This window comes from Niveispirillum fermenti (assembly GCF_048066175.1).
Lineage (GTDB): Bacteria > Pseudomonadota > Alphaproteobacteria > Azospirillales > Azospirillaceae > Niveispirillum > Niveispirillum fermenti.
The window spans coordinates 10,980-33,079 of record NZ_JBLTXA010000012.1 but is presented as its reverse complement, the minus strand read 5'-3'; the positions used below and the strand labels follow the sequence as shown (position 1 = coordinate 33,079).

Here is a 22,100-nt window from a genome sequence, read left to right as displayed (position 1 = left end):
CTCCCTGCATGTCAGGCCACCAGATGTTCGCCGATCAGGATCGCGAACAACAGGAAGAGATAGAGGATGGAAAAGGTGAACATGCGCCTGGCCGGCTTATGGTCGCGGCTACGCAACACCTGGATCGCCAACCCCACGAAGGCCAGGCCCAGGATCATCGATCCGATAAGATAGATCAGGCCACCGATCCCCAGGAAATAGGGCACCACCGCCAGGGGCAGCAGGATCAGCGTATAGATCAGCATCTGCTTCTTGGTTTCCGCCTCCCCGGCGACGACGGGCAGCATCGGCACGCCCGCGTGCTGGTAGTCCAGCCGGCGGAAAATGGCCAGCGCCCAAAAATGCGGCGGGGTCCAGAAGAAGATCAATGCGAACAGCACGATCGAGGCGAGCGACACGTCACCCGTCACCGCGGCCCAGCCGATCATCGGGGGAAAGGCCCCGGCGGCACCGCCGATGACGATGTTCTGCGGCGTCCGGCGCTTCAGCCACATCGTATAGATGAAGATATAGAAAGCCGATGCCAGGGCCAGCAGCCCTGCGGCAACCCAGTTGAGCGCCAGCCCCATCAGGGCCACGGAGGCGATGGTCAGGATGATGCCGAAGGCCAGTGCCTCCGACGCGGGCACACGCCCCTGCGGAATGGGACGGTTGGCCGTGCGATCCATCAGCGCATCGATATCACGGTCGTACCACATGTTGATGGCGCCGGCCGCACCGGACGCCAAAGCAATGCAAAGCACCGCGACCAAGGTCAGCACGGGATGCAGCGAACCCGGGGCCACGACCATGCCGGCGAAACCGGAGAAGACCACCAGCGACATGACGCGCGGTTTCAGCAGCGCCACATAGTCGCTTACGGTGCCGGCCGTTGCCGGGCTGTCCATGATCTGCGTGTCGATCACACCGTCGGTCATAATCCTGGTCTCTTCAAACACCTTAAGGGAACTGAACTCTGATTCTTGGCAAAACCGCGCGGGGGTCGCCCCTCGCGCGGTCCGGGCCATGACTCGGGTCGGGTCCCCCGGAGGGAACCCGGTCCGGACCTTACTTGATGCGCGGCAGGGTCTCGAACTGGTGGAACGGCGGCGGGGACGACAGCGTCCATTCCAGCGTCGTGCCACCCGTCTGCCAGTAATCACCTTCGACGCGGCGGCCGAAGAGGATCGTGTAGATGGCCATCACGCAGAAGAAGATGGTCGACGCAAAGGCGATGTAGGCGCCGTAGGACGAGACCATGTTCCAGAAGTGATAGGCATCCGGATAGTCGGGCATGCGCCGCGCCATGCCGGCCAGCCCCAGGAAGTGCTGCGGGAAGAACAGCAGGTTGACGCCGATGAAGGTCGTCCAGAAATGCAGGTGTCCCGCCCAGGCCGGGTGCTGACGGCCCGAAATCTTGCCGATCCAGTAATAGTAGCCGGCGAAGATGGCGAACACGGCGCCCAGCGACAGCACATAGTGGAAGTGCGCCACCACGTAATAGGTGTCGTGCATCGCGATATCCATGCCGCCATTGGCCAGCACGACACCCGTCACACCGCCGACGGTGAACAGGAACACGAAGCCGATTGCCCAGACCATGGGCACCTTGAATTCGATCGACCCGCCCCACATCGTGGCGATCCATGAGAAGATCTTCACGCCCGTCGGCACCGCGATGATCATCGTGGCAGCCGTGAAATAGGCGCGGGTATCAACCGACAGGCCGACCGTGAACATGTGGTGGGCCCACACGATGAAGCCGACCACGCCGATGGCGACCATGGCATAGGCCATGCCCAGGTAACCGAAAACCGGCTTCTTGGAGAAGGTGGAGATGATGTGGGAGACGATGCCGAAGGCCGGCAGGATCATGATGTACACTTCGGGGTGTCCGAAGAACCAGAACAGGTGCTGGAACAGGATCGGATCACCGCCACCGGCCGGATTGAAGAAATCCGTGCCGAAATTGCGGTCGGTCAGCAGCATGGTGATGGCGCCGCCCAGCACGGGCACCGACAGCAGCAGCAGGAAGGCCGTGACAAGCATCGCCCACACGAACAGCGGCATCTTGTGCAGCGTCATGCCCGGGGCGCGCATGTTGAAGATGGTGGTGATGAAGTTCACGGCACCCAGGATCGACGACGCACCCGCCAGATGAAGGGCGAAGATCGCCATATCGACCGATGGTCCGCTATGGCCATATTCATGGCTCGACAGCGGCGGATAGACAGTCCAGCCCGTACCGGCGCCGGGCCCCACGAAGGCGGAGCCCAGCAGCAGCAGGAAGGCCGGAACGATCAGCCAGAAGCTGATATTGTTCAGGCGCGGGAATGCCATGTCCGGCGCACCGACCATCAGCGGCACGAACCAGTTGCCGAAGCCGCCGATCAGGGCCGGCATCACGACGAAGAACACCATGATCAGGCCGTGGGCCGTGATGAACACGTTCCACTGCTGGCCGGCATCGGCCGAAAACGCCGTCATGTACTGGATGCCCGGATCCTGCAGCTCAAGGCGCATGATCACGGAGAACAGGCCACCGATCAGGCCCGCCAGCACCGCAAAGTACATATAGAGCGTGCCGATATCCTTGTGGTTCGTCGAGAAAAACCATCGGGCGACGAAGCCCGGCTTGTGATCGTGATGATCGTGGGCGTGCGCCCCGGTGACAGCACCCATGGTATCTACCTCTCTTCCGAAGCGTTACTGAGCGGCCGCTTCGGCGACCTGACGCGGCGCAGAGCCATTATTGTTGAGGGCCTGCTGCTGGCCCAGCCACTGCTGGAAGCGCTCCTTCGACACGGCTTCCACGGCAATCGGCATATAGCCATGGCCGGTGCCGCAGATCTCGGAGCACTGTCCGTAATAGACACCCTCGCGGGTGACATTGAACCAGGTCTCGTTGAGGCGACCCGGCACGGCATCCTTCTTCACACCCAACGCCGGAATGGCGAAGGAATGGATCACGTCGGCACCGGTGACCAGGACGCGGACATCGACACCCACGGGCACGATCACGCGCTGATCAACCTCCAGCAGACGAAGCTGGCCGGGCTGGATCTCATCCTCGGGGATCATCCGCGACTCGAAGAACAAGCCCTCATGATCCGGATACTCGAAGCTCCAGTACCACTGGTGCCCGGTGATCTTCACCGTCAGCTCCGGATTCGGCGCCTTGTCCATGTAATAGAGGACGCGGAAGGACGGAACGGCGATGAACAGCAGGATCAGGACAGGGATACCGGTCCAGGCCACTTCCAGCCAGGTGTGATGCGTCGTGGTCGACGGCACCGGGTTGGCACGCTTGTTGAAGCGAATCATCACGTACAGCAGCAGCAGCGTGACGAACACGGCGATGGCGACGATGGTCCACAGCAGGAGGTTGTGGAAATCGTGCAGCCGCTCCATCACGGGCGACGCCGCCTCCTGCAAGCCCAACTGCTTGGGCACAGGCGCCCCGATGGCCCGGGCCGCCTCCTGCGCCAAGGCCGTGCCCCCGGCCATCGCGCTGACAAACAGGGCCGTCACAGCGGCGCCGATCTTGCTTACAGACATCCCTTACACTCTCGTCGTTGCCGGGGTTGATCCCCCGCTTCCAGCCAGCCGGACCGCCCGCCCATCCCCCTCACCACCCGCCAATGGCGGTGGGCAGGAACGTCGCGGTGTGGCGCAGACCCGGAACGGAACAAACCGTTTCGGCGGGACACTACACGCGCGCAGGGCTCACGAACAACATATGCGCCACCACAACGGGGCGCACATATCGTCGCAGACCATACAGGCAGCACCCACATACGGCAAGGATGTCCGGTATCCGCAGCCCCAGGGCGGCCCCGGGCAATGCGTCGCAGGCCCCCCTTGCTTGATCCAGCGCATGGCGACGGGCTGCGGGCTTGCCGCCGGGGCCCGGCATCGCCATTCTCATCATCGAGAACCCATCCCGATTCTGGAAAGCCCGGTCCCCCATGTCGCTGCTGTCCCAAACCGACGATATCTTCTTCAGTCAGGCCGGCCTGGACCGTGCCCGCACCACGGTCCTGGTGGAGGGTGCGTTGCATGGCGCCGACGATGGCGAACTGTTCATGGAGTATGCACAGAGTGAGAGCTTCGCCTGGGATGATGGCCGGCTGAAGAGCGCTTCCTTCGACACCAGCCAGGGATTCGGCCTGCGCGCCGTGGCTGACGAGGCCACGGGCTATGCCCATTCCTCCGTCCTGACGGAAGATGCGATCCGTCGTGCCGGTGATACGGTGCGGGCCGTCCATGCCGGGCATGGCGGCATCATGGCGGAGGCCCCCATCGGCACGAACCGCCTGCTTTACGCCAGCAGCAACCCGCTGGACCTTGTGCCGTTCGGGGCGAAGGTGAGCCTGCTGGAGAAGATCGACGCCTATGCCCGTTCCAGGGACAGCCGGGTGCGGCAGGTTTCCGCCTCCCTGACGGGCGAATGGCAGGCGGTGCAGATCATCCGCGCCGACGGCACACGGGTGGCCGATGTCCGGCCACTGGTCCGGCTGAACGTGTCCGTCGTCGTGGGCGAGGGTGACCGCATGGAAACCGGCAGCCATGGCGCCGGGGGCCGCCGCACCTACGAGCAGTTTCTGGAGCCGTCCGTCTGGCAGGCCCATGTTGACGAGGCCTTGCGCGGCGCGCTGATCAATCTCGCGTCCATCGACGCGCCGGCCGGCGAGATGCCCGTGGTCCTGGGGTCGGGCTGGTGCGGCATCCTTCTGCATGAGGCCATCGGACATGGGCTTGAGGGCGACTTCAACCGCAAGCAGACCTCGGCCTTTTCCGGCCTGCTGGGCCAGCGCGTCGCCGCGCCGGGCGTGACCGTGGTCGATGATGGCAGCATCGATGGCCGCCGGGGATCGATCACCATCGACGATGAAGGCACGCCCAGCCAATGCACCGTGCTGATCGAGGATGGCATCCTGAAGGGATATATGCAGGATCGCCTGAACGCCCGGCTGATGGGTGTCCGCCCCACGGGCAACGGCCGGCGACAGGGCTATGCCCATATGCCCATGCCACGCATGACCAACACCGTCATGCGGGGGGGAGACAAGGACCCGGCAGAAATCATCGCTTCCGTGAAACGGGGCATCTATGCCGCCAATTTCTCGGGCGGCCAGGTGGATATCGTGTCCGGAAAGTTCGTCTTCTCCGCCAGCGAAGCGTATCTGATCGAGGATGGCAAGCTGGGCGCCGCCGTAAAGGGGGCAACGCTGATCGGCAATGGCCCTGACTCGCTGACGAAGGTCACCATGATCGGCAATGACAGCGCCATGGATTCCGGTATCGGTGTTTGCGGCAAGGCCGGCCAGGGTGTGCCCGTCGGCGTCGGCCAGCCGACCCTGCGCATCGACGGATTGACCGTCGGCGGCACGAAGGCAGCGTAAGGGGAAGATGGAAGCGGGATGGCTGATCCGGAGAGCCGTCCCGCCGATGAGCGGACCAGAGCAGACAGGCTTTAAGACAAAAAGGCCCGCCGAGTGATCGGCGGGCCTTTTTGCAAAGCAGGAAAGGACGGTCAAAGCTCAGTGCAGCTTGGCCGGCAGTTCCTTGATGGCGCTTTCCACCAACAGATTGCCACGGACCTCGTCGATATTCTCGACCAGCAGCTTTTCTGTCGCATGGACCGCGATATCGACAGCCAGATCACGGACCTGCTGCACCGCCTGGGCTTCAGCCTGGGCGATCTTGTCCATGGCTTGCTGTTCACGGCGCTTCAGGGCGGCTTCCAGGTCGGTGGCGGCCTGGGTGCTGATGCGGGCGGCCTCCTCACGGGCCTGGGCCACGATGGCTTCCGCCTCCTTCAGGGCGTCACGCTGCTTGCGCTGGAACTGGGCCAGGGCAGCCTGCGCATCCTCGCGCAGCTTCTGTGCCTGTTCCAGTTCGGCGGCGATCCGGCGGCCGCGCTCGTCCAACCCGGACAGGATGGAACGGCCGGCCAGCTTTGCCACGCCCAGGATGAAGATCAGGAAGGCGACGGCGTACCAGAAGTTGCTGTCCTGCAACATCACACGCGCTCCTTCAATACGGCATCAACGGCGGCCGCGGCGATGTCCGCGGAAACCTGGGCGCCGGACAGCTTGGTGGTCGCCTCCAGCGCGGCATCAGCGGCAACAGTGCGCAGATTGCCCAGGGCGGCCTGCTTGGCGACCCGGATACGCTCCTCCGCGTCGCGGGTGCGTTCGGCAAGGCTGGTCGCCAATTCCCCGCTGCGGCGGGCGGCATCGGCGTCGGCAGCGGCAACGGCGGCGGCCACACCCTTCTGGGCATTGGCGCGGGCTTCGGCCAGGGCCTTCTCATAGGCCTGCATAACGCCCTCGGCTTCCGCCTTGAGTGCCGCAGCCTTTTCAAGATCGTTCGAAATCTTTTCCTGGCGGGCTTCCAGCACCTCGGCGACGCGCGGCAGCGCCACCTTCGACATCAGCCACAGCAACAGACCGAACGTCACCACCAGCCAGAAGACCTGGGAGGCGAAGCTGGCCGGATTCAACTGCGGCAGGCCCTTGGCATGCTCACCCTCGGCGGCCAGGACGGGTCCCGCCAGGACGATGGCCGTGGTCAGCGCCATGGCGGCACCGGCGCACAGGCGCGTAAAGCGTTGGACAGGCATAGAAGCACCCATTCACTGCTGACCTGCCGGCACCACACAAAGGGCCCGGCGGTCACGCCCAAATCCCAACAGCGCCATCACGGGCGGAACACCGTCCCGATAGAGCGACCGCCGCTGTCGGATCATGACGAACCGGCAGCGGCGGCAATTCCGGCGCTGAAGCCCCGGCCCGGTAAAGGGCCGGTGAGAAACCGTCCGCCGATCAGGCGAACAGGATCAGGAAGGCGATAACCAGCGCGAACAGACCGGTCGCTTCCGTCAGCGCGAAACCGATGAAGACGAAGGTCTTGTAGGAGTTCAGAGCGGCCGGGTTACGGGCGGCGGCCTGATACAGGCCGGAGAACAGATTGCCCAGACCGATGCCGACGCCCAGCAGAGCGAGCATGGCCAGACCAGCACCGATGAACTTTGCGGCTTCAGCTTCCATTTTGAAGTTCCTCTAGGTTGGAAGTGTCTCTTGGATAAGACGGGTTGGACAGCCGGAGGATGCTTAGTGCATCTCCAGCGCGTCACGCAGATACACGCAGCTCAGCAGCGCGAAGATGTAGGCCTGAATGCCGGCGACCAGGAACTCCAGGGCGAACAGAGCGACATTCAGGAGAACCGGCAGCATGCCGACCGCAGCCAGACCACCACCAGCCGCAACCATGGACACCGTGAAGCCCGCGAAGACCTTCATCATGGTGTGGCCGGCCAGCATGTTGGCGAACAGTCGGATGGACAGGCTGATGGGGCGCACGAAATAGGAGATCAGTTCGATGGGAACGATCAGCGGCGCCAGCCACAGCGGCGTGCCATGCGGCAGGAAGAAGTGGAAGAAGTGCAGCCCATGCTTGGCAAAGGCGATGATGGTCACGATCACGAACACGAACAGCGCCATCACGAAGGTCACGATGATGTGGCTGGTGAAGGTGAAAGACCAGGGGATCAACCCCAGCACATTGCCGAACAGCACGAAGATGAACAGGGTGAAGATCAGCGGAAAATACTTGCGCGCCTGCGGCCCCGCATTGTCGCGCACCATTTCCGCCACGAACTCGTACAGAAGCTCGGCCACGGATTGCAGGCGGCCCGGTACCAGGGCGCGACCCCGCATGCCATAGACCAGCAGGAAGGTCGCACCGATCACGGCGAGCACCATCCACAGGGCGGAATTGGTGAAGGACAGATCAAGATTGCCAACCGGCAGGCTGACCAGGCGCTTGATCTCGAATTGCTCCAACGGACCAGCCACGATGCCCTCACTCCCCACCGTCCCGGCTATCCCGGGACTTGTCGAACCCAGCGGCATATCCCTGACGGTTGGCCAGGCGATACACATTCATAAATCCGGCGATCGCACCCAGAAGGACCATGATGATCATCCCCCAGGGCTTGGTATCCAGCCAGCGATCGATGCCATAACCGAGCGCGAGCCCGAAGACGACACCGGCCACCAGTTCGACCCCTATGCGCAGACCGGCGGCCAGATCACTGCTCGACCGGTCGCCCCCCCCCTGCCCCGCAATGGGGTCGGGCGGCGGTTCCAGGCCAGCGGCGCGGCGCGCCTCGCGCAGGCGGGTTTCGAGTTCATCCAGCGAGGGGGGCGGGTGATCATTGCTCACGACGCGGGCTCCCTTCCGCCAGATTGGTGAATACCGTGCGAAAGCGGGCGCACCATACGGTCAGGCCCCACCCCTGTCAAGGGTGGAGCACCCCGACCTAAGTATCTGATAAATATTGATTTACACGCCGCGCATAGGACCGATGCCGCAGCGCGGCATGCCGGATGCACCGTATTTGGCCATTTTGTCGCCGAAAATGCAGGTAGCGGCCGCACCCGCGTTACAGAGCCCAGGCAGATTTTCCGAACGCCGCCCGCACATGGATGGGCTCGACGAATAGGCAAACCTATGAGCTAAGCAGGGTCCCCCAGGCCGGAGCGGATGTGGCCCGGCCTGGCGAAACCTGCTTAGCCCTGACGGGAGCGCTTGTGGGCGTGGATCGCCTCCACCATCTGCTCCGCCGTCGTACCCTTGGCCAGCACGGTCACGAAGCCGCCGTCCGGCGCCATCAGATAAACGAAGGTCGAATGATCCATCAGATAGGCGTCGGGATATTCGGCCCCCTGGGAGCGGGCGTAGTAAACACGATAGGCCTTGGCCACGTCGGCGATCTGCGCGTCACTGCCTGTCAGGCCGATGATGGACGGGTGGAACAGCCTGACATATTCGGCCAGCACCGCCTGCGTGTCGCGCGCGGGATCAATGGTGATGAACAGCGGCTGGACCTCCGATGCCTCCGCCCCCAGCAGGTCCATGGCCTGCGCCACGGTTTGCAACTCGGTCGGGCAGATGTCGGGACAATAGGTATAGCCGAAAAAGATGAGCCGGTATTTGCCGTCGAAATCCGTATCCTTGACCGTGCGCCCGTCATGGCTGGTCAGGGTGAAGGCGCCGCCGATGCTGGCGGGCGCCACGGCCAGACCCGTGCCTGCGGCCTGACGCTGGTCATGGCGGATGGTCATCCAGGCGATAACGGCCGCCATGACCAGGCCGACCATCACCGCCAGCCCCATGCGCGCCAAACGATCCCGCTTCATCGCGTTTCCCCTGCTTGCTTGCCGCCGAACTGCTACAGTTCTCCCTTAGACCATGGAACGGCAACAGCATAGGGGCGGATGATGCGGCAAGGGCGGATTTTGGGGCCATTGCTGGCGCTGGCAGCATCCTGCGGTGCCGCCTTTCCGGCCCTGGCCGACGGGCCCGATTGCCGCGATGCCGATTTCCGGTGGAGCCGGACGGAACCCGCCATCAACATGCGCCATGTGCTGTGTGGCGAGATCAAGGGCAATGGTGACGTCGTCGGCCTGCATGCCCGTGCCATCGCCGGCACGGCCCCGGTGAAGGCCATCCGGCCGGAAGGCGGGGCGCCGGACGGCACCTATGGCGCGCGGGTGGAGTTCAGCAACGGCAAGACCAAATTCTCTACCTTCTACCCGGACCATTGCACGGCGGCGGATATCGAAAAGTCCATCCTGCATGCCGTGCGCAACAGTTTCGGCGCGGCGCGCCCCTGGGGCCGGCTGGGTTGCGCCGCGCCTGACGGGACGACGCCCGGCTATTGCCGCGGCCCCCAGGGGCAGCGCCTGGTCATCCGGTTCGGGGAACTGAAGGACGGACGTATCAACACCGCCTTTCCGCTGACAGGGGAAACCTGCCCATGACACATGACCCGGCCGAATGGCTGGCCGACTGGCTGCTGACCGACATGGGCGGCGACACGGCCGGCATCACCACATTCCTGGAGGGATTGCAGGGCGGCGCGCGGCCGCAGCGCCGGCTGGGCAACCTTTACGCCGCCAGCATCACCGATGGGGGCCTGTTGCTGGAAAACCTGATGGAGGAGGATTGGCCGCCGGTCCTGGTGCCGGCGGCGCTGGCCCTGCCCGCGCTGACGGATGCGGCCGGCGGGGGTTGAGCAGCAAGGGGGGTAAGCGGCGGGGACCATGGACCCCCGCCGTCCTCCCGCGCCGGTCAGCGGTTGTCGAGTTGCGGGCGCACGGCCGCCAGGCCGCAACGGGTGATACGATAGGGACCACCGCCGGCCGACGCGATGAGCCGTCTGGCCTTCAGCCGCCGGAAGACCGCCGGACCGCAATCCAGCAGCAGCCAGCCTTCCCGGGTGAGACATTCCACCGCCTGGATGTCACGATGGTTGTCCGGATTGCGAATCAGGGTGATACGGCCGCCCTGGGCCAGCGCGTGCAGCGTCCGCTGCTTCGCCTTGGAAAGATTCATGATGAGATGTCGCCGTCTGTTCAGCATGCCGAGGCAGACGCGCGCGCTGCCATCACATGGCAGGAGCGGCGCTGCGCGGAACAAAGCTGACCGGGTGCCGGTCAGCGGCGGGCGACAATCTCCAACATGAGCACCTCATTAAATCCGACATGGAAATATATCCCATATCGGATTTAATGGTCAAGCACCCAGCAGGCCCAGCGGCAGGATCGGCAGGGGCTCTCCCGGCTCCACACCCTGCCTTTCCTCCTCCAGCACGGCCAGCGCATCGGCCGCCGACAGACGGCCCAACATGGCGGCGCCGTCCCGCGGGTCCATCCGGGCGACACCATCGGCATCCAGCATCACGCGGAGATATTCCCGTCGGCCCGGCTTGCGTCGGTAATGAAACCCGGCCTGTGCCGTCAGCATCGGCGGGTCAGCCGGTGCCGCCCCCGCCAGCCGCAGCACCAGCGGACGCACCAGGGCGAGGAAGGCCACCAGCATGGCGACGGGATTTCCCGGCAGGCCCGCGAAGACGGCCGGGCCGACACGCCCCAGCGCCAGGGGTTTTCCGGGCTTCAGTGCCAGTTTCCAAAAGGTCAGCGAGCCCGACTGCGCCAGCACTGCCCGTACATGGTCCGCGCCCCCCACCGACACCCCGCCGGATGTGATGATCAGGTCATGATCCTGCGCTGCACCCAGGATGGATACCCGGATCGTTTCGGCTTCATCGGTCAGGATGCCCAGGTCCGTCACGGCACAGCCCAGCCGAGCCAGCAGACCGCGCAGCATCGCGCGGTTGGCATCATAGATGCCCCCGGCCGCCAGGGGGCGTCCGGGCTCCGTCACCTCATCCCCCGTCGAGAACAGGGCCACGCGCAACGGCCGGCGCACGCAAAGCCGGTCCAACCCGAGACCGGCCGCCAGCCCCAGATCCCGCGGACCCAACCGGCGGCCGGCTGCCAGGACCCGATCGCCGCCCCTCACATCCTCTCCCGCCCGCCGCAGGTTGGCGCCCGCCGGCAAGCCGGAGGGCAGGACGACCCGTTCCCCCTGCGCGACCGCATCTTCCTGCATCACCACAAGGTCCAGGCCCGGCGGCACGAACGCGCCGGTGAAGATGCGCAATGCCGTGCCCAGCGGAGGTACCAGCATGGTCGGCCCGCCGGCCAGCGCCGGCCCCGCCACCGTCAACGCACGCCCCAGATCAGCCAGCCGCACCGCATAGCCGTCCACGGCACTATTATCGAAGGGGGGAAGATCGCGCGGGCTCAGGATGTCATCGGCCAGTACCCGGTCCAATGCATCGGCCAGCAGCACTTGTTGCGAACCCGAAACGATATCGAACCGGTCGGCAATCAGCGCCAGCGCCTCCGGCACCGTCAGCATTTTTGGTTCGGAAACGAAACAATCATCGCCTGCCGTCATGCCCCCACCCCTGTGACCCGCAGGATCAGGTCGACCAGCGGTTCCACATCATTCAGGTCCAGCACGGGCAGCGGACAATCCGGCAGGGGGGCATCGCTGGCCACGGCCACGATGCGGGGATCATCGGGATAAAGCAGGGGCTTGCCGTTGGCCGGCCGGTGGATTTCCAGTTTCGGATGGGCGTCGCGCTTGAAGCCTTCCACCAGAATCAGGTCGACCGGCGACAGCTTGGCCAGCAGTTCAGCCAGCGCAGGCTCGGGCGCGCCCCGGTTTTCGTGCATCAACGCCCAGCGGTTGGCAGAGGCAACCAGAACCTCCGCCGCACCGGCCATGCGATGGACATAGCTGTCCTTGCCCGGCTGGTCGATGTCGAAGGCGTGATGGGCATGCTTGACGGTGGCAACCGTCAGACCACGCGCGCCGATCGCGGGGATCAGCCGGGCCATCAGCACCGTCTTGCCGCTGCCGCTCCATCCGGCCAGACCGAAAACATTGCGGGCAAGCGTCATGATCCCCATCCATGGCTGTCACCGGCCGGCAGCCTAGGCCGCACAGGCGGGCGGACGCAAGCAGGCTCAGGACAGGGCCGCGGCCAGACCGGCCGCCGCCAGCACAAGCGCCGCCCAGCCCAGGCGCCGCCAGCGGCGTCCCTCCCGCTCCCGCGCGGCAGCCAGCACAAGCACCGATTCGGGATGCAGCCGCAATCCCCCGCCTTCGGCCAGCATGTTGGCCGTGCGTTCCAGGTCGCGCACCAGGGCCGGCACGCGGGCCGCAATGCCGGCCATATTGTTGATCAGGTCGGCGCCACGCGCCTCCAGCCCGCGATTCTCGATCATCCAGCGGGTGATCAGCGGCCGGGCCAGTTCCCACATGTTCACCCGCGGGTTCAGCACGCGACCCATGCCCTCCGCCGTCAGCATGCTTTTCTGCAAAAGCAGCAATTGCGGCTGCGTCTCCATCTGGAACTTCTCAGTCACCGCGAAAAGCTGGGCCAGCAGCCGGCCGACGGAGATATCCGACAGGGGCCGGCCATGCAGCGGCTCGCCGATGGACCGGCAGGCCTGCTTGAAAAGCTCCTGATCCTGGCTGGCCGGAACAAAACCGGCATCGAAATGAACCTTGGCCACCAGGTCGTAATCGCGGTTCAGGAAACCGATCAGCATATCGGCCAGATAAAGCCGGGTCTGCCGATCGATGCGGCCCATGATGCCGAAATCCACGGCCACCAGGCGGCCCGCCGCCGTCACGAACATGTTGCCGGGGTGCATGTCGGCATGGAAGAAGCCGTCGCGGAACACCTGGTTGAAGAAGGCGTCAGCCGCATGGGCCAGCAACTGGTCGGGGCTGAGACCCGCGGCCAGGATATCGTCCAGCCTGTCGATGGAAAAGCCGATGACGCGCTCCTGCGTCATCACCCGCTTGGCCGTTCGGTCCCAATCGATGGCGGGCACGCCGAACGTCTGGTCGTCCGCGAAATTCTCCGCCAGTTCAGAGGCGGCCGCCGCCTCCATGCGCAGGTCCATTTCCAGCGCGACGGTGCGGGCGAACGTCTCGACCACGGCCAGCGGCTTCAGCCGCCGCAGCCTGGGCTGAAGCCGCAGCGCCCAATCCGCCAGCCACATCAGCAGGTCGATATCGCGCTGGAAGGCCTGCTCGATACCGGGGCGCAGCACCTTCACGGCCACGGCGCAGCCATCCGGCGTCTCTGCGAAATGTACCTGGGCGATGCTGGCCGCAGCCACGGCCGTATCATCGAACCGGGCATAGAGCAGGTCGATCGGCCGCTCCAGCTCGGCCTCGATGATGGCGCGGGCATCGGCACCGGGAAAGGCCGGCAGCCGGTCGCGCAGATTGGCAAGGTCCTTTGCCACCTCCTCGCCCACCAGATCGGCGCGGATCGACAGGACCTGCCCCAGCTTGATGAAGCTGGGACCCAGCGCCTGCAAGGCCGCCGCCAGGCGTTCCCCGGGCCGTCCCGGCGCCTTGTCGCGGTTCATGGCCCGCAGAAGCAGGGCCAGCAGAGGGGTGCTGTCGCGGAAAAGCTCCACCGGCAGGGCGCCGTGACGCCCGAGGGTACGGCCGATACTGACCAGTCGCAGCAGGTTGCGGAAGGCGCGCAGCATGATCCGGGCGCCTTAGACGCGCCAGCCGGAATGGATGCAGGCGATGCCCCCCGACAGGTTGCGCGCCCGCGCGCCGGTAAAGCCCGCCGCCTCTATCCGGCGACACAGCGCCTGCTGCTCGGGGAAGCGGCGGATGCTTTCCACCAGATACTGGTAGCTGTCGCGGTCCCCGGCCACCAGTTGGCCCAGACGCGGCAGCAGGTTGAAGGAATAGCCGTCATAGATGTCGCGCAGCACCGGGATGACGACATGGCTGAATTCCAGGCAGAAGAACCGGCCGCCGGGCTTCAGGACACGCCGCGCCTCGGCCAGCGCCTTGTCGATGCGCGTCACGTTGCGCAGGCCGAAGGCGATGGTATAGGCGTCCATGGACCGCGCGGGAAACGGCAGGTCCTCGGCATTGCCGACGGTCCAGTCGATGCCGGACAGCAACCCGCCATCGACACCACGATCACGGCCGACCCGGACCATGGCCTCCGTCAGGTCGCAGACGGTCACGTTGGCACCCGGCGCCCGCTTCTTCAAGCGGAAGGCAATGTCACCCGTACCCCCCGCCACATCCAGCAATGCCTCCCCGTCGCGCGGGCGGACCAGATCGACGAAGGCGTCCTTCCAGACGCGATGGATGCCCATCGACATCAGGTCGTTCATCAGGTCGTACTTGCCGGCCACGCTGCCGAACACGCCCTGAACCAGCGGCGCCTTTTCAGTGGGGTCGATTTCCCGGAAGCCGAAGAAACGCCCTTCCTCCCCTGCGGGTGGACGGGGCGGCGGGGTGATGGCGGGGCGGGGCGGGGCGGCGTCGGTCATGGCCGGAAGATAGGGCGGACGGACACGGTTGGGAAGCGGGTGCGTTGCCTTGTCCCAACATGCAAGGGGTGCGATCCCCGGGGGACAGGGGGCCGGCGCCGAGAAAACGCCCCGGACCCGCACGAACGCGGAGCCGGGGCGTCATTCATTGCAACGGGCCGAACGTCTCTGTCCGGAGCGTCAGAGGCAGCGTCAGTTGCCCTGGCGGGTGGTGGACAGGGTGCTGCCCGGCGGCGGCAGCACTTCCGGATTCTGCTCATCCTTCCAGAACATCAGCTTGTCCAGGAAGGAGGGGCTGCCGACCACCACGCCCGGATTCTCCCGGTCGACGATGGCGCGGATGTCGGGATTGGCCTGGTCGGCACCGGCCTGGGACAGCAGGGCGCCTTCGCCCGGCGTCTGCTGCGGGCTGACGCGCGGGTCGATCAGGGCGTTGCTGCTGCTGGCCCCGAACACCGAGGATTGCGAGCGCGTGTCGCGCGCCATTTCCTGCGGGCGCGGGCTGCCGGGCTGCGGGGGGCGCAGGCTGAAATCCGGCGGCACTTCCAGCGGGGCGCGGGCCACCACCATGAATTCATCCGGCGCATCGTGACGGCCGAACAGGCCACAGCCCGCCAGCAGGCCGCCCATGGCGAGAACGGTGATGGCCGGCACGGCCTTGCGCACTTGCTTCAACACACCCATGGTCCGATCCGTACCCTTCTAACGAGGAGCGAAGATTACCGCCGCTCCGCCTCGGAGAACAACCCGTCGATCAGCAACAGGCCCACGCCGACGACGATACAGCAATCCGCCACGTTGAATGCCGGCCAGTGCCAGCCCGCGACGTGAAAGTCAAGGAAATCGGCGACGGCGCCGTAACGAAGCCTGTCGATGACATTGCCGATGGCCCCACCCACCACCATGCCCGTCGCCACGGCCGCCAGCAACCGGTCATTGGCACGCCCCCACCAGAGCAGAGCCCCGCTGATCAGGATGGCCAATACGCTCAACACATAAGGCATCAGGTCGTGCTGGCTGTAGAACATGCTGAAGCTGACGCCGAAATTCCAGGCCGTGACGAGGTTGAAGAAGCCCGTGACCTCGATAGCCGGCGATACCACGACACATCCCGGCCCGGCCGGCCCCGACAGGCAGGGCAACAGCACGGTCATCACCCATTCCTTCGTCACCTGGTCCAGGACCAGCGCCACGACGGCCACCAGCGCCATCACCAGCCGCATCCGCTTCACCAGCGCCGCCGGCATCGCCCCCTCGCCCGACATCATCATCCAAACCATGCTTCTTCGTGGAGCCTTGTCTTGCGCCTTATACTGCAATCACGGCGGAAAGGCGGCAAATGGTCGATGGGCCGGTCAAAAAACCGCCGTGCGGCCCCTGCACGCCCCGCCGGTTGCCTATGCGGCGGGCGGGGCTACTGCGCATTTGCCTGACGGGAGGCAACCTGTTAGTTTCCGCGCCGCTCGATTCCTTTCAAGTTGAGAAGCGTGTCATGAAGGTCAATGCGAATACCATGCGCAAGGGTCATATCCTTGAGCATAACGGCCGGCTCTATGTCATCACCGGCACCCAGATCGTTCAGCCCGGCAAGGGCGGCGCCTTCATCCAGCTTGAAATGAAGGACGTGAAGAGCGGCAACAAGAACATCGAGCGCTTCCGCACCGGCGAAGCCGTCGAGCGGGCCCGCCTGGACGATCACGAGATGACGTTCCTGTTCGCCGAAGATGACAATTACACCTTCATGGACAAGGAGACCTTTGAGCAGGTCACCATCGCCGGCGACATCATCGGCGACGGCAAGATTTTCCTGCAGGATGGCATGGAAGTCGTCGTGCAGTCCTTCGAAGGCACCCCCCTGTCGGTGGAACTGCCGCAGTCGGTCATCCTGATGATCACCGAGGCCGATCCGGTGGTGAAGGGGCAGACCGCCTCTTCCTCCTACAAGCCGGCCGTGCTGGAGAATGGCGCCCGCGTCATGGTCCCGCCGCACATCGAATCCGGGACCCGCATCGTGGTCAATATCGAGACCGGTGAATATATGGAACGCGCCAAGGACTGATCCGTCCGGGCCTTTCCCTTGGCTGATGGCGCCCGCGCGAGGAATAATACGCGCGGGCGCTTCGCTTTTGGTATAAGGCGGTCATCACGGACCGCGGTTTCTTCGACATTGTGGAGAGTTCGACCATGGCAGCCCGTTCGGCCATCCTGAACGTCATGACACGTGCGGCGGAGAAGGCCGGCAAGGCCATCCTGCGCGATTTCGGCGAGGTCGAACACCTGCAGGTGTCCCGCAAGGGCCCGTCGGACTTCGTTTCCGCCGCCGATCAGAAGGCCGAGCGCATCGTGCGCGAGGAACTGTCCAAGGCGCGCCCCGATTTCGGCTTCCTGATGGAGGAAAGCGGGGAGATCAAGGGCAAGGATACCGCCCACCGTTTCATCGTCGATCCGCTGGACGGCACCACGAATTTCCTGCACGGCCTGCCGCACTGGGCCATTTCCATCGCGCTGGAGCGTGAGGGCGAGATCATCGCCGGTGTCGTCTATGAACCCGTGCATGACGAGATGTTCTGGGCGGAAAAGGGCGCCGGTGCATTCCTCAACCATCAGCGCCTGCGGGTCTCCTCCCGCCGGGCGCTGGCGGATGCGCTGATCGCGACAGGCATCCCTTTCAAGGGCCATGGCAACGCGCCCGTGTTCCTGGGCCAGCTGGAAGCGCTGATGGGTCAGGTGGCTGGCATCCGCCGCTGGGGCGCCGCCTCGCTGGATCTGGCCTATACGGCGGCGGGCCGCTACGATGGTTTCTTCGAGGCCGATCTGAAGCCCTGGGATCTTGCCGCCGGCCTGCTGCTGGTGACAGAGGCCGGCGGCTTCGTCAGCGAGATCGGGACGGGCAAGGCACCGCTGTCCAGCGGTTCCGTCCTGGCCGCCAATGCCAACCTGCATTCCCATCTGGCGATGGTACTGCGCAATGCTGGCAAGCCGAAGGCCGCCCCGGCTCCGGCAGCGCCCCCCAAGCCCAAGGCCTGATCATCCGGCCCCCAGACACCGCATGACAAGGCGCCCGGACCATTTGCGTCCGGGCGCCCTTTTCTTGCCGTCAGGCCGCCGCTGCGGTCCCCGTCCCGCATCCGGCCCGCACCAGGTCGGCCAGTCTGCGGCGCAGGTCGGCATTCTCCCGCTCCAGCCGTTCCAGGCGGCGCACCATGGCCGGCTTGTCCCCCGCCTGATCCTGTCGCCAGCGGTAATAGGTGACGCGCGTCACGCCCAGTTCGCGGGCGATATCGACGATCTTGTAGCCCTCGTTCAACAATGCGTCGGCCAAGACCAGCTTTTGCGCCACTTCCTCGGTGGTGTAACGACGCTTCGTCATGTTCCTGCTTCCCCCTCGTTCGCGGTGGCATCCCACCATTGTCCCGCAACCCAGGTCCCGGCCACCTGCAGGTCCGCGTCCAACAACACCAGATCGGCCTGATAGCCGGCCCGGATGCGGCCCAGCCGGTCATCAAGGCGCAGGAAACGCGCAGGATAGAGGGAGGCCATGCGCAGCGCCTCCTCCAGCCCGACACCCATCAGGGCGACCGCATTGCGCACGGCCTGCGCCATGTCGATATCGGCCCCGGCCAGCGTGCCGTCATCGGTGACCAGCCGGCCGTCACGACGGTGGATCATCTGGCCATGCAGCGTGAAGCTTTCCGCCGCCGTGCCGGTCGGCGGCATGGCATCGGTGACCAGCATCAGCCCGCCCGGCCCCTTGGCCGCCAGCGCCAGACGCAGCATGGCCGGATGGACATGCACCCCGTCGGCGATGATGCCGCACACCGTGTCCCGGGCGGCCAGCGCCGCCCCGGCGATGCCCGGCTCGCGGTTGGCCAGCGGCGGCATGGCGTTGAACAGGTGGGTGAAGCCGGACAGGCCCGCCTCCACGGCCGCCATGGTCTGGGCATAGGTCGCGGCGGAATGCGCGCCGGCCACGATCAGGCCGGCTGCGACCAGCCGTGCGACAACCGCCGGCTCCACCCGGTCGGGCGCCAGCGACAGCAGCACACGGGCATCCGCCCCGAAGCGGGCGGGCAGCCCCGTCAGGAAATCCAAGTCGGCCGCATCGATCGGCCGGACATGGGCAAGGCTGTGGACGCCACGCCGCTCGGGCGCCAGGAAAGGGCCTTCCAGATGCACGCCCACGACACCGGACCCCGGCATGGCGCTGGCCACCGCCGCCGCCCGACCGGCGGCCCGCATCCCCTCCACCGTGTCGGTGATGAAGGTGGGCAGCAGCGCCGTGGTGCCGAACCGGCGATGGGCACGGGCGATGGACAGTGCCGCCTGCACGGTCGCCTGGTCATTGAACAGGATGCCGCCACCGCCATTCACCTGGGTATCGATGAAACCGGGCGCCAGAAGCATGCCGTCGGATAAGCGCCGAAGCGCCGCACCTTCAGGCAACGGGCTTCCCGGCGGCAGCAGGGCGGCAACCCGGTCGGCCCGTAAAAGGATGTCGGCCGCCACCATGTGGCTGCCTGTGAAGACGCGCGCGCCGGTCAGCAGGGTTTCTGCCATCACACCGTCTCCGTCACCTTGCGCAGATTGGCCGGCACGTCAGGGTTCAGGCCCCGGCGCCGCGACACCGTATGGATGGCCATGTAGAAGCTCTGCACGGCGGCCAGCGGCGCCAGTTCGGGGGCCAGCCCCGGCAGCGATGGCAGGGCGATCACGCCCGGCACACCGTCATCGCTGCTATAGACCGGCCCGCCCAGCGCCACGCAGCGGGCAATCGCGGCCCGCGTCGCCGCCGCCGTCGCATCGTCCTGGTTGATGGCCAGCACGGGGAAGTCCGGACCGACCAGGGCCAGCGGACCGTGAATCACCTCCGCCGCGCTGAACGCCTCGGCATGCAGCCGGCAGGTCTCCTTGCATTTCAGGGCCATCTCCATGATGGCACCGGTGCCGAGACCGCGGCCGATGACGTAAAGGCCGGTCTTGTCGGCCAGCCCCAGAAGCGCCGGCGTCCAGTCCAGTTCCGCCGCCGCGGCCAGGATCGCCGGGGCCTGGATCACGGCGCGGCGCAGCACGGCGTCCTGCTTCCATTCCGCGACCAGGGCCAGGAAAGCCATAGCGCTGGTCAGATAGGATTTGGTGGCGGCAACGCTGATTTCCGGTCCGGCGCATAGCGGGATGCAGAGATCCGCCGTCGCGGCCAGGGGGGATGCTTCGTCATTCACGAAGGCGACAACGAAGGCCCCGCCCTGCTTTGCCGCCGCCGCCAGCCGCAGCAGGTCGGGGCTGCGCCCGCTCTGCGAGACGGCGATGAACAGGGCGCCCTTCAGCCTCAGGTCGGTGTTGTAAAGCGACACGACCGATGGCCCCACCGATGCCACGGGCAGCCCCAGATGCGTTTCGATCAGGTATTTGCCATAGGTGGCGGCATGGTCGGAACTGCCGCGCGCGCAGGTGACGACCAATGCCGGGTCCAGCGCGCGCAGCCGCTCGCCCAGCGCCCGGAACAGGGGGGCACAGCGGTCGATCTGGCGCTGAACGGCCTCGGCACTTTCCGCCGCCTCCACGGCCATTTGCGTGCTGGTGCTGTCGGGCTTGGAAATGGTCATGTCACGGTCTCGCTGGCTGGCGTCGAACCGCCTGTGGAAAGATTCAGTTCGACAATGAAATCATAGGCATCGCCCCGGTACTGGCTGCGGACGAATTCCAGCGGCCGGCCGTTTTCCAGAAAGCTGCGCCGTTCGATGAACAGGGCGGGCGTGCCTTCCGGCACCTGAAGGATGCCGGCCTGATCGGCACTGAGCAGACCGGCCGACAGACGTTGCAGGGCCCGGTGCGGCGGATGGCCAAGACCGCGCAAGACATCATAGAGGGAGCCGGTGACCTGCATCGGATCGGGCAGAACACGGGCCGGAACGACTGAAAGCTCGATCGCCATGGGCACGTCATCGGCCAGACGCAGACGCCAGAGACGGCTGACCCGCTCGCCAAGGGCCAGGCCCAGCACCATCGCTTCTTCCGGGCTGGCCGGCGCGATGCTGCGCGACAACCAGCGCGATGACGGCTCCAGCCCGCGTGACCGCATATCCTCCGAAAAGCCCGTCAGGGCGGACAGTGGCTGTTCCACATGCGGGGCCTTGGCCACGAAGGTGCCCGCGCGCGGCCGCTGGTGCAGCAGGCCCTCGTCCACCAGCGCCTGCACGGCCTTGCGCACCGTCACGCGCGACACGGCAAAGCCTTCGGCCAGGTCGCGTTCCGCCGGCAGCGCATCATCGGCCGCCAGCGTGCCCCCCGCAATCAGGCGCCGCAGATGGCGGGCCAACTGCATATAAAGCGGTGACGGATTGTCCGGTGACAAGGCGGCCGGATCATAGAGCGGAGGCGGAAGGCTCATCGCGCAACCTCCGGATGACGCATGGCCAGCAGGATGGCGCCGGCCATGGCATCGCCCTTGGGCGCGCTCAGCACGCCATTCACCCAGGGCGGCATCCATTCCAGCAGCACGGGCGCCAGCCCCCCCATCAGGCAGATAGCCGGGGCGTCCAGTGCGCGCAGCCGGACGATATGGTTGACCAGATGATCGGCCTGTTCGCGCACCAGACGGGCGGCGACGCCGTCGCCCTGACGGGCATGATCCAGCACCAGCGGGACCAGCGCGCCGTAATCGCCGGGCCGGGCCGTCCCGACCCAGGCCACGATGGCGGGCGGATCACCGCCCAGCCTTTCCATGATGGCGCGCGTCATCGCCGTTTCCGGCCCCAGCCCGTCATGACCGCGCAAGGCGGCACGCACGGCCTCCCGCCCCAGGGCGGCACCGGACCCGTCGTCCGACACCTCGAAACCCCAGCCGCCGATGCCCCGTCCCTGCCCGCCGGTGATGATCTGTGCGGCGCTGCCCGTTCCGGAAATCAGGATCGCCCCGTCGGCACCGGCATGGGCACCCAGGCAGGCGGTGAAGGCGTCGGTATCGGACAAGATGCCGGCAAAGGTCACCGGGGCGGTCGCCGTCACCCGCTGACGGTCCGCATCCCCCGTGATACCGGCCAGCCCCAACCCGATGAAGGCACCGGCCAGCGGCTCCCGCCCCATTCCGGCCGCCGCCAGGGCCGCGTCCACCGCCACCATGATGGCGGACCAGGCCACATCCAGCCCCAGGCGGATATTGGCCGCACCGCCGACACCTTCGGCCAGCGTGGCCCCGCCGGCATCGGCCAGTCGTGCCCGGCAGCGGGTGCCACCGCCATCGATACCGATGAATAGCGGGCCTGGGGACGGTGAAAGGGGCATGCCGCGGCACCTTCGCATCTTGAGGGATCGGGGTTCCGATCCTGTGTATCTGGTCTTGACCAACCACACAACAGGTATGATACCAATATA

Annotated in this window: 26 protein-coding genes; 5 read left to right on the top strand and 21 right to left on the bottom strand. The window is 65.9% G+C overall.

Annotated features, from left to right (window positions below):
* Positions 1 to 11: 11 nt before the first annotated feature.
* The 3 genes from cyoE to coxB form a co-directional block, all read right to left on the bottom strand.
* Positions 12 to 917, bottom strand: coding sequence for a heme o synthase (gene cyoE / locus ACM9LZ_RS13825; protein WP_416620066.1), 906 nt, complete (start codon positions 915 to 917; stop codon positions 12 to 14).
* A 130-nt stretch (positions 918 to 1,047) separates the two neighbouring features.
* Positions 1,048 to 2,661 (bottom strand): cytochrome c oxidase subunit I, encoded by a 1,614-nt coding sequence (gene ctaD, locus ACM9LZ_RS13820; RefSeq protein WP_416620065.1) that lies wholly within the window; start codon positions 2,659 to 2,661, stop codon positions 1,048 to 1,050.
* 24 nt (positions 2,662 to 2,685) lie between these two features.
* Positions 2,686 to 3,537: a cytochrome c oxidase subunit II gene (gene coxB / locus ACM9LZ_RS13815; protein ID WP_416620064.1), complete on the bottom strand. Its 852-nt coding sequence runs from the start codon at positions 3,535 to 3,537 to the stop codon at positions 2,686 to 2,688.
* A 410-nt stretch (positions 3,538 to 3,947) separates the two neighbouring features.
* Between coxB and tldD the strand changes: the two genes are divergently transcribed.
* Positions 3,948 to 5,384 carry a metalloprotease TldD gene (gene tldD / locus ACM9LZ_RS13810; RefSeq protein ID WP_416620063.1) on the top strand — a complete coding sequence of 479 codons (1,437 nt, stop codon included), beginning with the start codon at positions 3,948 to 3,950 and terminating at the stop codon, positions 5,382 to 5,384.
* A 138-nt stretch (positions 5,385 to 5,522) separates the two neighbouring features.
* Here tldD and ACM9LZ_RS13805 read toward each other — a convergent pair whose 3' ends face one another.
* The 6 genes from ACM9LZ_RS13805 to ACM9LZ_RS13780 form a co-directional block, all read right to left on the bottom strand.
* Complete coding sequence (locus ACM9LZ_RS13805; protein ID WP_416620062.1) at positions 5,523 to 6,005, bottom strand: F0F1 ATP synthase subunit B family protein; 483 nt, start codon at positions 6,003 to 6,005, stop codon at positions 5,523 to 5,525.
* Positions 6,005 to 6,607, bottom strand: a complete 603-nt coding sequence (locus ACM9LZ_RS13800; RefSeq protein ID WP_416620061.1) for a F0F1 ATP synthase subunit B family protein — start codon at positions 6,605 to 6,607, stop codon at positions 6,005 to 6,007. Before ACM9LZ_RS13800 ends, ACM9LZ_RS13805 begins: the two co-directional genes overlap by 1 nt.
* Before the next feature lie 202 nt (positions 6,608 to 6,809).
* Positions 6,810 to 7,034, bottom strand: coding sequence for a F0F1 ATP synthase subunit C (locus ACM9LZ_RS13795; RefSeq protein ID WP_416620060.1), 225 nt, complete (start codon positions 7,032 to 7,034; stop codon positions 6,810 to 6,812).
* A gap of 63 nt (positions 7,035 to 7,097) precedes the next feature.
* The gene (locus tag ACM9LZ_RS13790; protein ID WP_416620059.1) at positions 7,098 to 7,841 is read right to left on the bottom strand and encodes a F0F1 ATP synthase subunit A; all 744 of its coding nucleotides are present in this window, start codon (positions 7,839 to 7,841) and stop codon (positions 7,098 to 7,100) included.
* A gap of 7 nt (positions 7,842 to 7,848) precedes the next feature.
* Positions 7,849 to 8,211, bottom strand: a complete 363-nt coding sequence (locus ACM9LZ_RS13785; RefSeq protein ID WP_416620058.1) for an AtpZ/AtpI family protein — start codon at positions 8,209 to 8,211, stop codon at positions 7,849 to 7,851.
* Between the two features lie 347 nt (positions 8,212 to 8,558).
* Positions 8,559 to 9,188: an SCO family protein gene (locus tag ACM9LZ_RS13780; RefSeq protein ID WP_416620057.1), complete on the bottom strand. Its 630-nt coding sequence runs from the start codon at positions 9,186 to 9,188 to the stop codon at positions 8,559 to 8,561.
* A 108-nt stretch (positions 9,189 to 9,296) separates the two neighbouring features.
* On the opposite strand from ACM9LZ_RS13780, the gene ACM9LZ_RS13775 reads away from it, so the two are divergent.
* Both ACM9LZ_RS13775 and ACM9LZ_RS13770 read left to right on the top strand, forming a co-directional pair.
* Positions 9,297 to 9,812, top strand: a complete 516-nt coding sequence (locus ACM9LZ_RS13775; RefSeq protein ID WP_416620056.1) for an EndoU domain-containing protein — start codon at positions 9,297 to 9,299, stop codon at positions 9,810 to 9,812.
* A complete protein-coding gene (locus ACM9LZ_RS13770; protein WP_416620055.1) occupies positions 9,809 to 10,066 on the top strand; it encodes a hypothetical protein in 258 nt (85 codons plus the stop codon). Before ACM9LZ_RS13775 ends, ACM9LZ_RS13770 begins: the two co-directional genes overlap by 4 nt.
* Before the next feature lie 56 nt (positions 10,067 to 10,122).
* On the opposite strand, the gene ACM9LZ_RS13765 is transcribed toward ACM9LZ_RS13770, so the two are convergent.
* The 7 genes from ACM9LZ_RS13765 to lspA form a co-directional block, all read right to left on the bottom strand.
* A complete protein-coding gene (locus ACM9LZ_RS13765) occupies positions 10,123 to 10,386 on the bottom strand; it encodes a YjhX family toxin (protein ID WP_416620054.1) in 264 nt (87 codons plus the stop codon).
* 180 nt (positions 10,387 to 10,566) lie between these two features.
* The gene (locus ACM9LZ_RS13760; protein WP_416620053.1) at positions 10,567 to 11,796 is read right to left on the bottom strand and encodes a molybdopterin molybdotransferase MoeA; all 1,230 of its coding nucleotides are present in this window, start codon (positions 11,794 to 11,796) and stop codon (positions 10,567 to 10,569) included.
* Entirely contained in the window at positions 11,793 to 12,305 is a 513-nt protein-coding gene (gene mobB / locus ACM9LZ_RS13755) for a molybdopterin-guanine dinucleotide biosynthesis protein B (protein WP_416620052.1), read from the bottom strand. The genes ACM9LZ_RS13760 and mobB overlap by 4 nt, the downstream gene beginning before the upstream one ends.
* Before the next feature lie 66 nt (positions 12,306 to 12,371).
* Positions 12,372 to 13,919: a 2-polyprenylphenol 6-hydroxylase gene (gene ubiB / locus ACM9LZ_RS13750; RefSeq protein WP_416620051.1), complete on the bottom strand. Its 1,548-nt coding sequence runs from the start codon at positions 13,917 to 13,919 to the stop codon at positions 12,372 to 12,374.
* A 12-nt stretch (positions 13,920 to 13,931) separates the two neighbouring features.
* On the bottom strand, positions 13,932 to 14,729 hold the full coding sequence (locus ACM9LZ_RS13745; protein ID WP_416620050.1) for a class I SAM-dependent methyltransferase: 798 nt from the start codon (positions 14,727 to 14,729) through the stop codon (positions 13,932 to 13,934).
* 192 nt (positions 14,730 to 14,921) lie between these two features.
* Positions 14,922 to 15,413, bottom strand: a complete 492-nt coding sequence (locus tag ACM9LZ_RS13740) for a DUF3035 domain-containing protein (protein WP_416620049.1) — start codon at positions 15,411 to 15,413, stop codon at positions 14,922 to 14,924.
* A gap of 35 nt (positions 15,414 to 15,448) precedes the next feature.
* The gene (lspA, locus tag ACM9LZ_RS13735) at positions 15,449 to 16,009 is read right to left on the bottom strand and encodes a signal peptidase II (protein ID WP_416620048.1); all 561 of its coding nucleotides are present in this window, start codon (positions 16,007 to 16,009) and stop codon (positions 15,449 to 15,451) included.
* A gap of 212 nt (positions 16,010 to 16,221) precedes the next feature.
* Between lspA and efp the strand changes: the two genes are divergently transcribed.
* Both efp and ACM9LZ_RS13725 read left to right on the top strand, forming a co-directional pair.
* Positions 16,222 to 16,788, top strand: coding sequence for an elongation factor P (gene efp, locus ACM9LZ_RS13730; protein WP_416620047.1), 567 nt, complete (start codon positions 16,222 to 16,224; stop codon positions 16,786 to 16,788).
* Positions 16,789 to 16,913: 125 nt separating this feature from the next.
* Positions 16,914 to 17,756, top strand: coding sequence for an inositol monophosphatase family protein (locus ACM9LZ_RS13725; RefSeq protein ID WP_416620046.1), 843 nt, complete (start codon positions 16,914 to 16,916; stop codon positions 17,754 to 17,756).
* A gap of 70 nt (positions 17,757 to 17,826) precedes the next feature.
* Here ACM9LZ_RS13725 and ACM9LZ_RS13720 read toward each other — a convergent pair whose 3' ends face one another.
* Genes ACM9LZ_RS13720 through ACM9LZ_RS13700 form a run of 5 tightly spaced genes read right to left on the bottom strand, consistent with a single transcriptional unit; the run spans position 17,827 to position 22,010 of the window.
* Positions 17,827 to 18,099: a transposase gene (locus ACM9LZ_RS13720; RefSeq protein WP_416620045.1), complete on the bottom strand. Its 273-nt coding sequence runs from the start codon at positions 18,097 to 18,099 to the stop codon at positions 17,827 to 17,829.
* Positions 18,096 to 19,286, bottom strand: a complete 1,191-nt coding sequence (nagA, locus tag ACM9LZ_RS13715) for an N-acetylglucosamine-6-phosphate deacetylase (protein WP_416620044.1) — start codon at positions 19,284 to 19,286, stop codon at positions 18,096 to 18,098. The genes ACM9LZ_RS13720 and nagA overlap by 4 nt, the downstream gene beginning before the upstream one ends.
* The gene (locus ACM9LZ_RS13710) at positions 19,286 to 20,332 is read right to left on the bottom strand and encodes an SIS domain-containing protein (RefSeq protein WP_416620043.1); all 1,047 of its coding nucleotides are present in this window, start codon (positions 20,330 to 20,332) and stop codon (positions 19,286 to 19,288) included. Before ACM9LZ_RS13710 ends, nagA begins: the two co-directional genes overlap by 1 nt.
* Positions 20,329 to 21,117: a GntR family transcriptional regulator gene (locus ACM9LZ_RS13705; RefSeq protein ID WP_416620042.1), complete on the bottom strand. Its 789-nt coding sequence runs from the start codon at positions 21,115 to 21,117 to the stop codon at positions 20,329 to 20,331. Before ACM9LZ_RS13705 ends, ACM9LZ_RS13710 begins: the two co-directional genes overlap by 4 nt.
* Positions 21,114 to 22,010, bottom strand: a complete 897-nt coding sequence (locus ACM9LZ_RS13700) for a glucosamine kinase nucleotide-binding domain-containing protein (protein WP_416620041.1) — start codon at positions 22,008 to 22,010, stop codon at positions 21,114 to 21,116. Before ACM9LZ_RS13700 ends, ACM9LZ_RS13705 begins: the two co-directional genes overlap by 4 nt.
* Between the last annotated feature and the right edge of the window lie 90 nt (positions 22,011 to 22,100).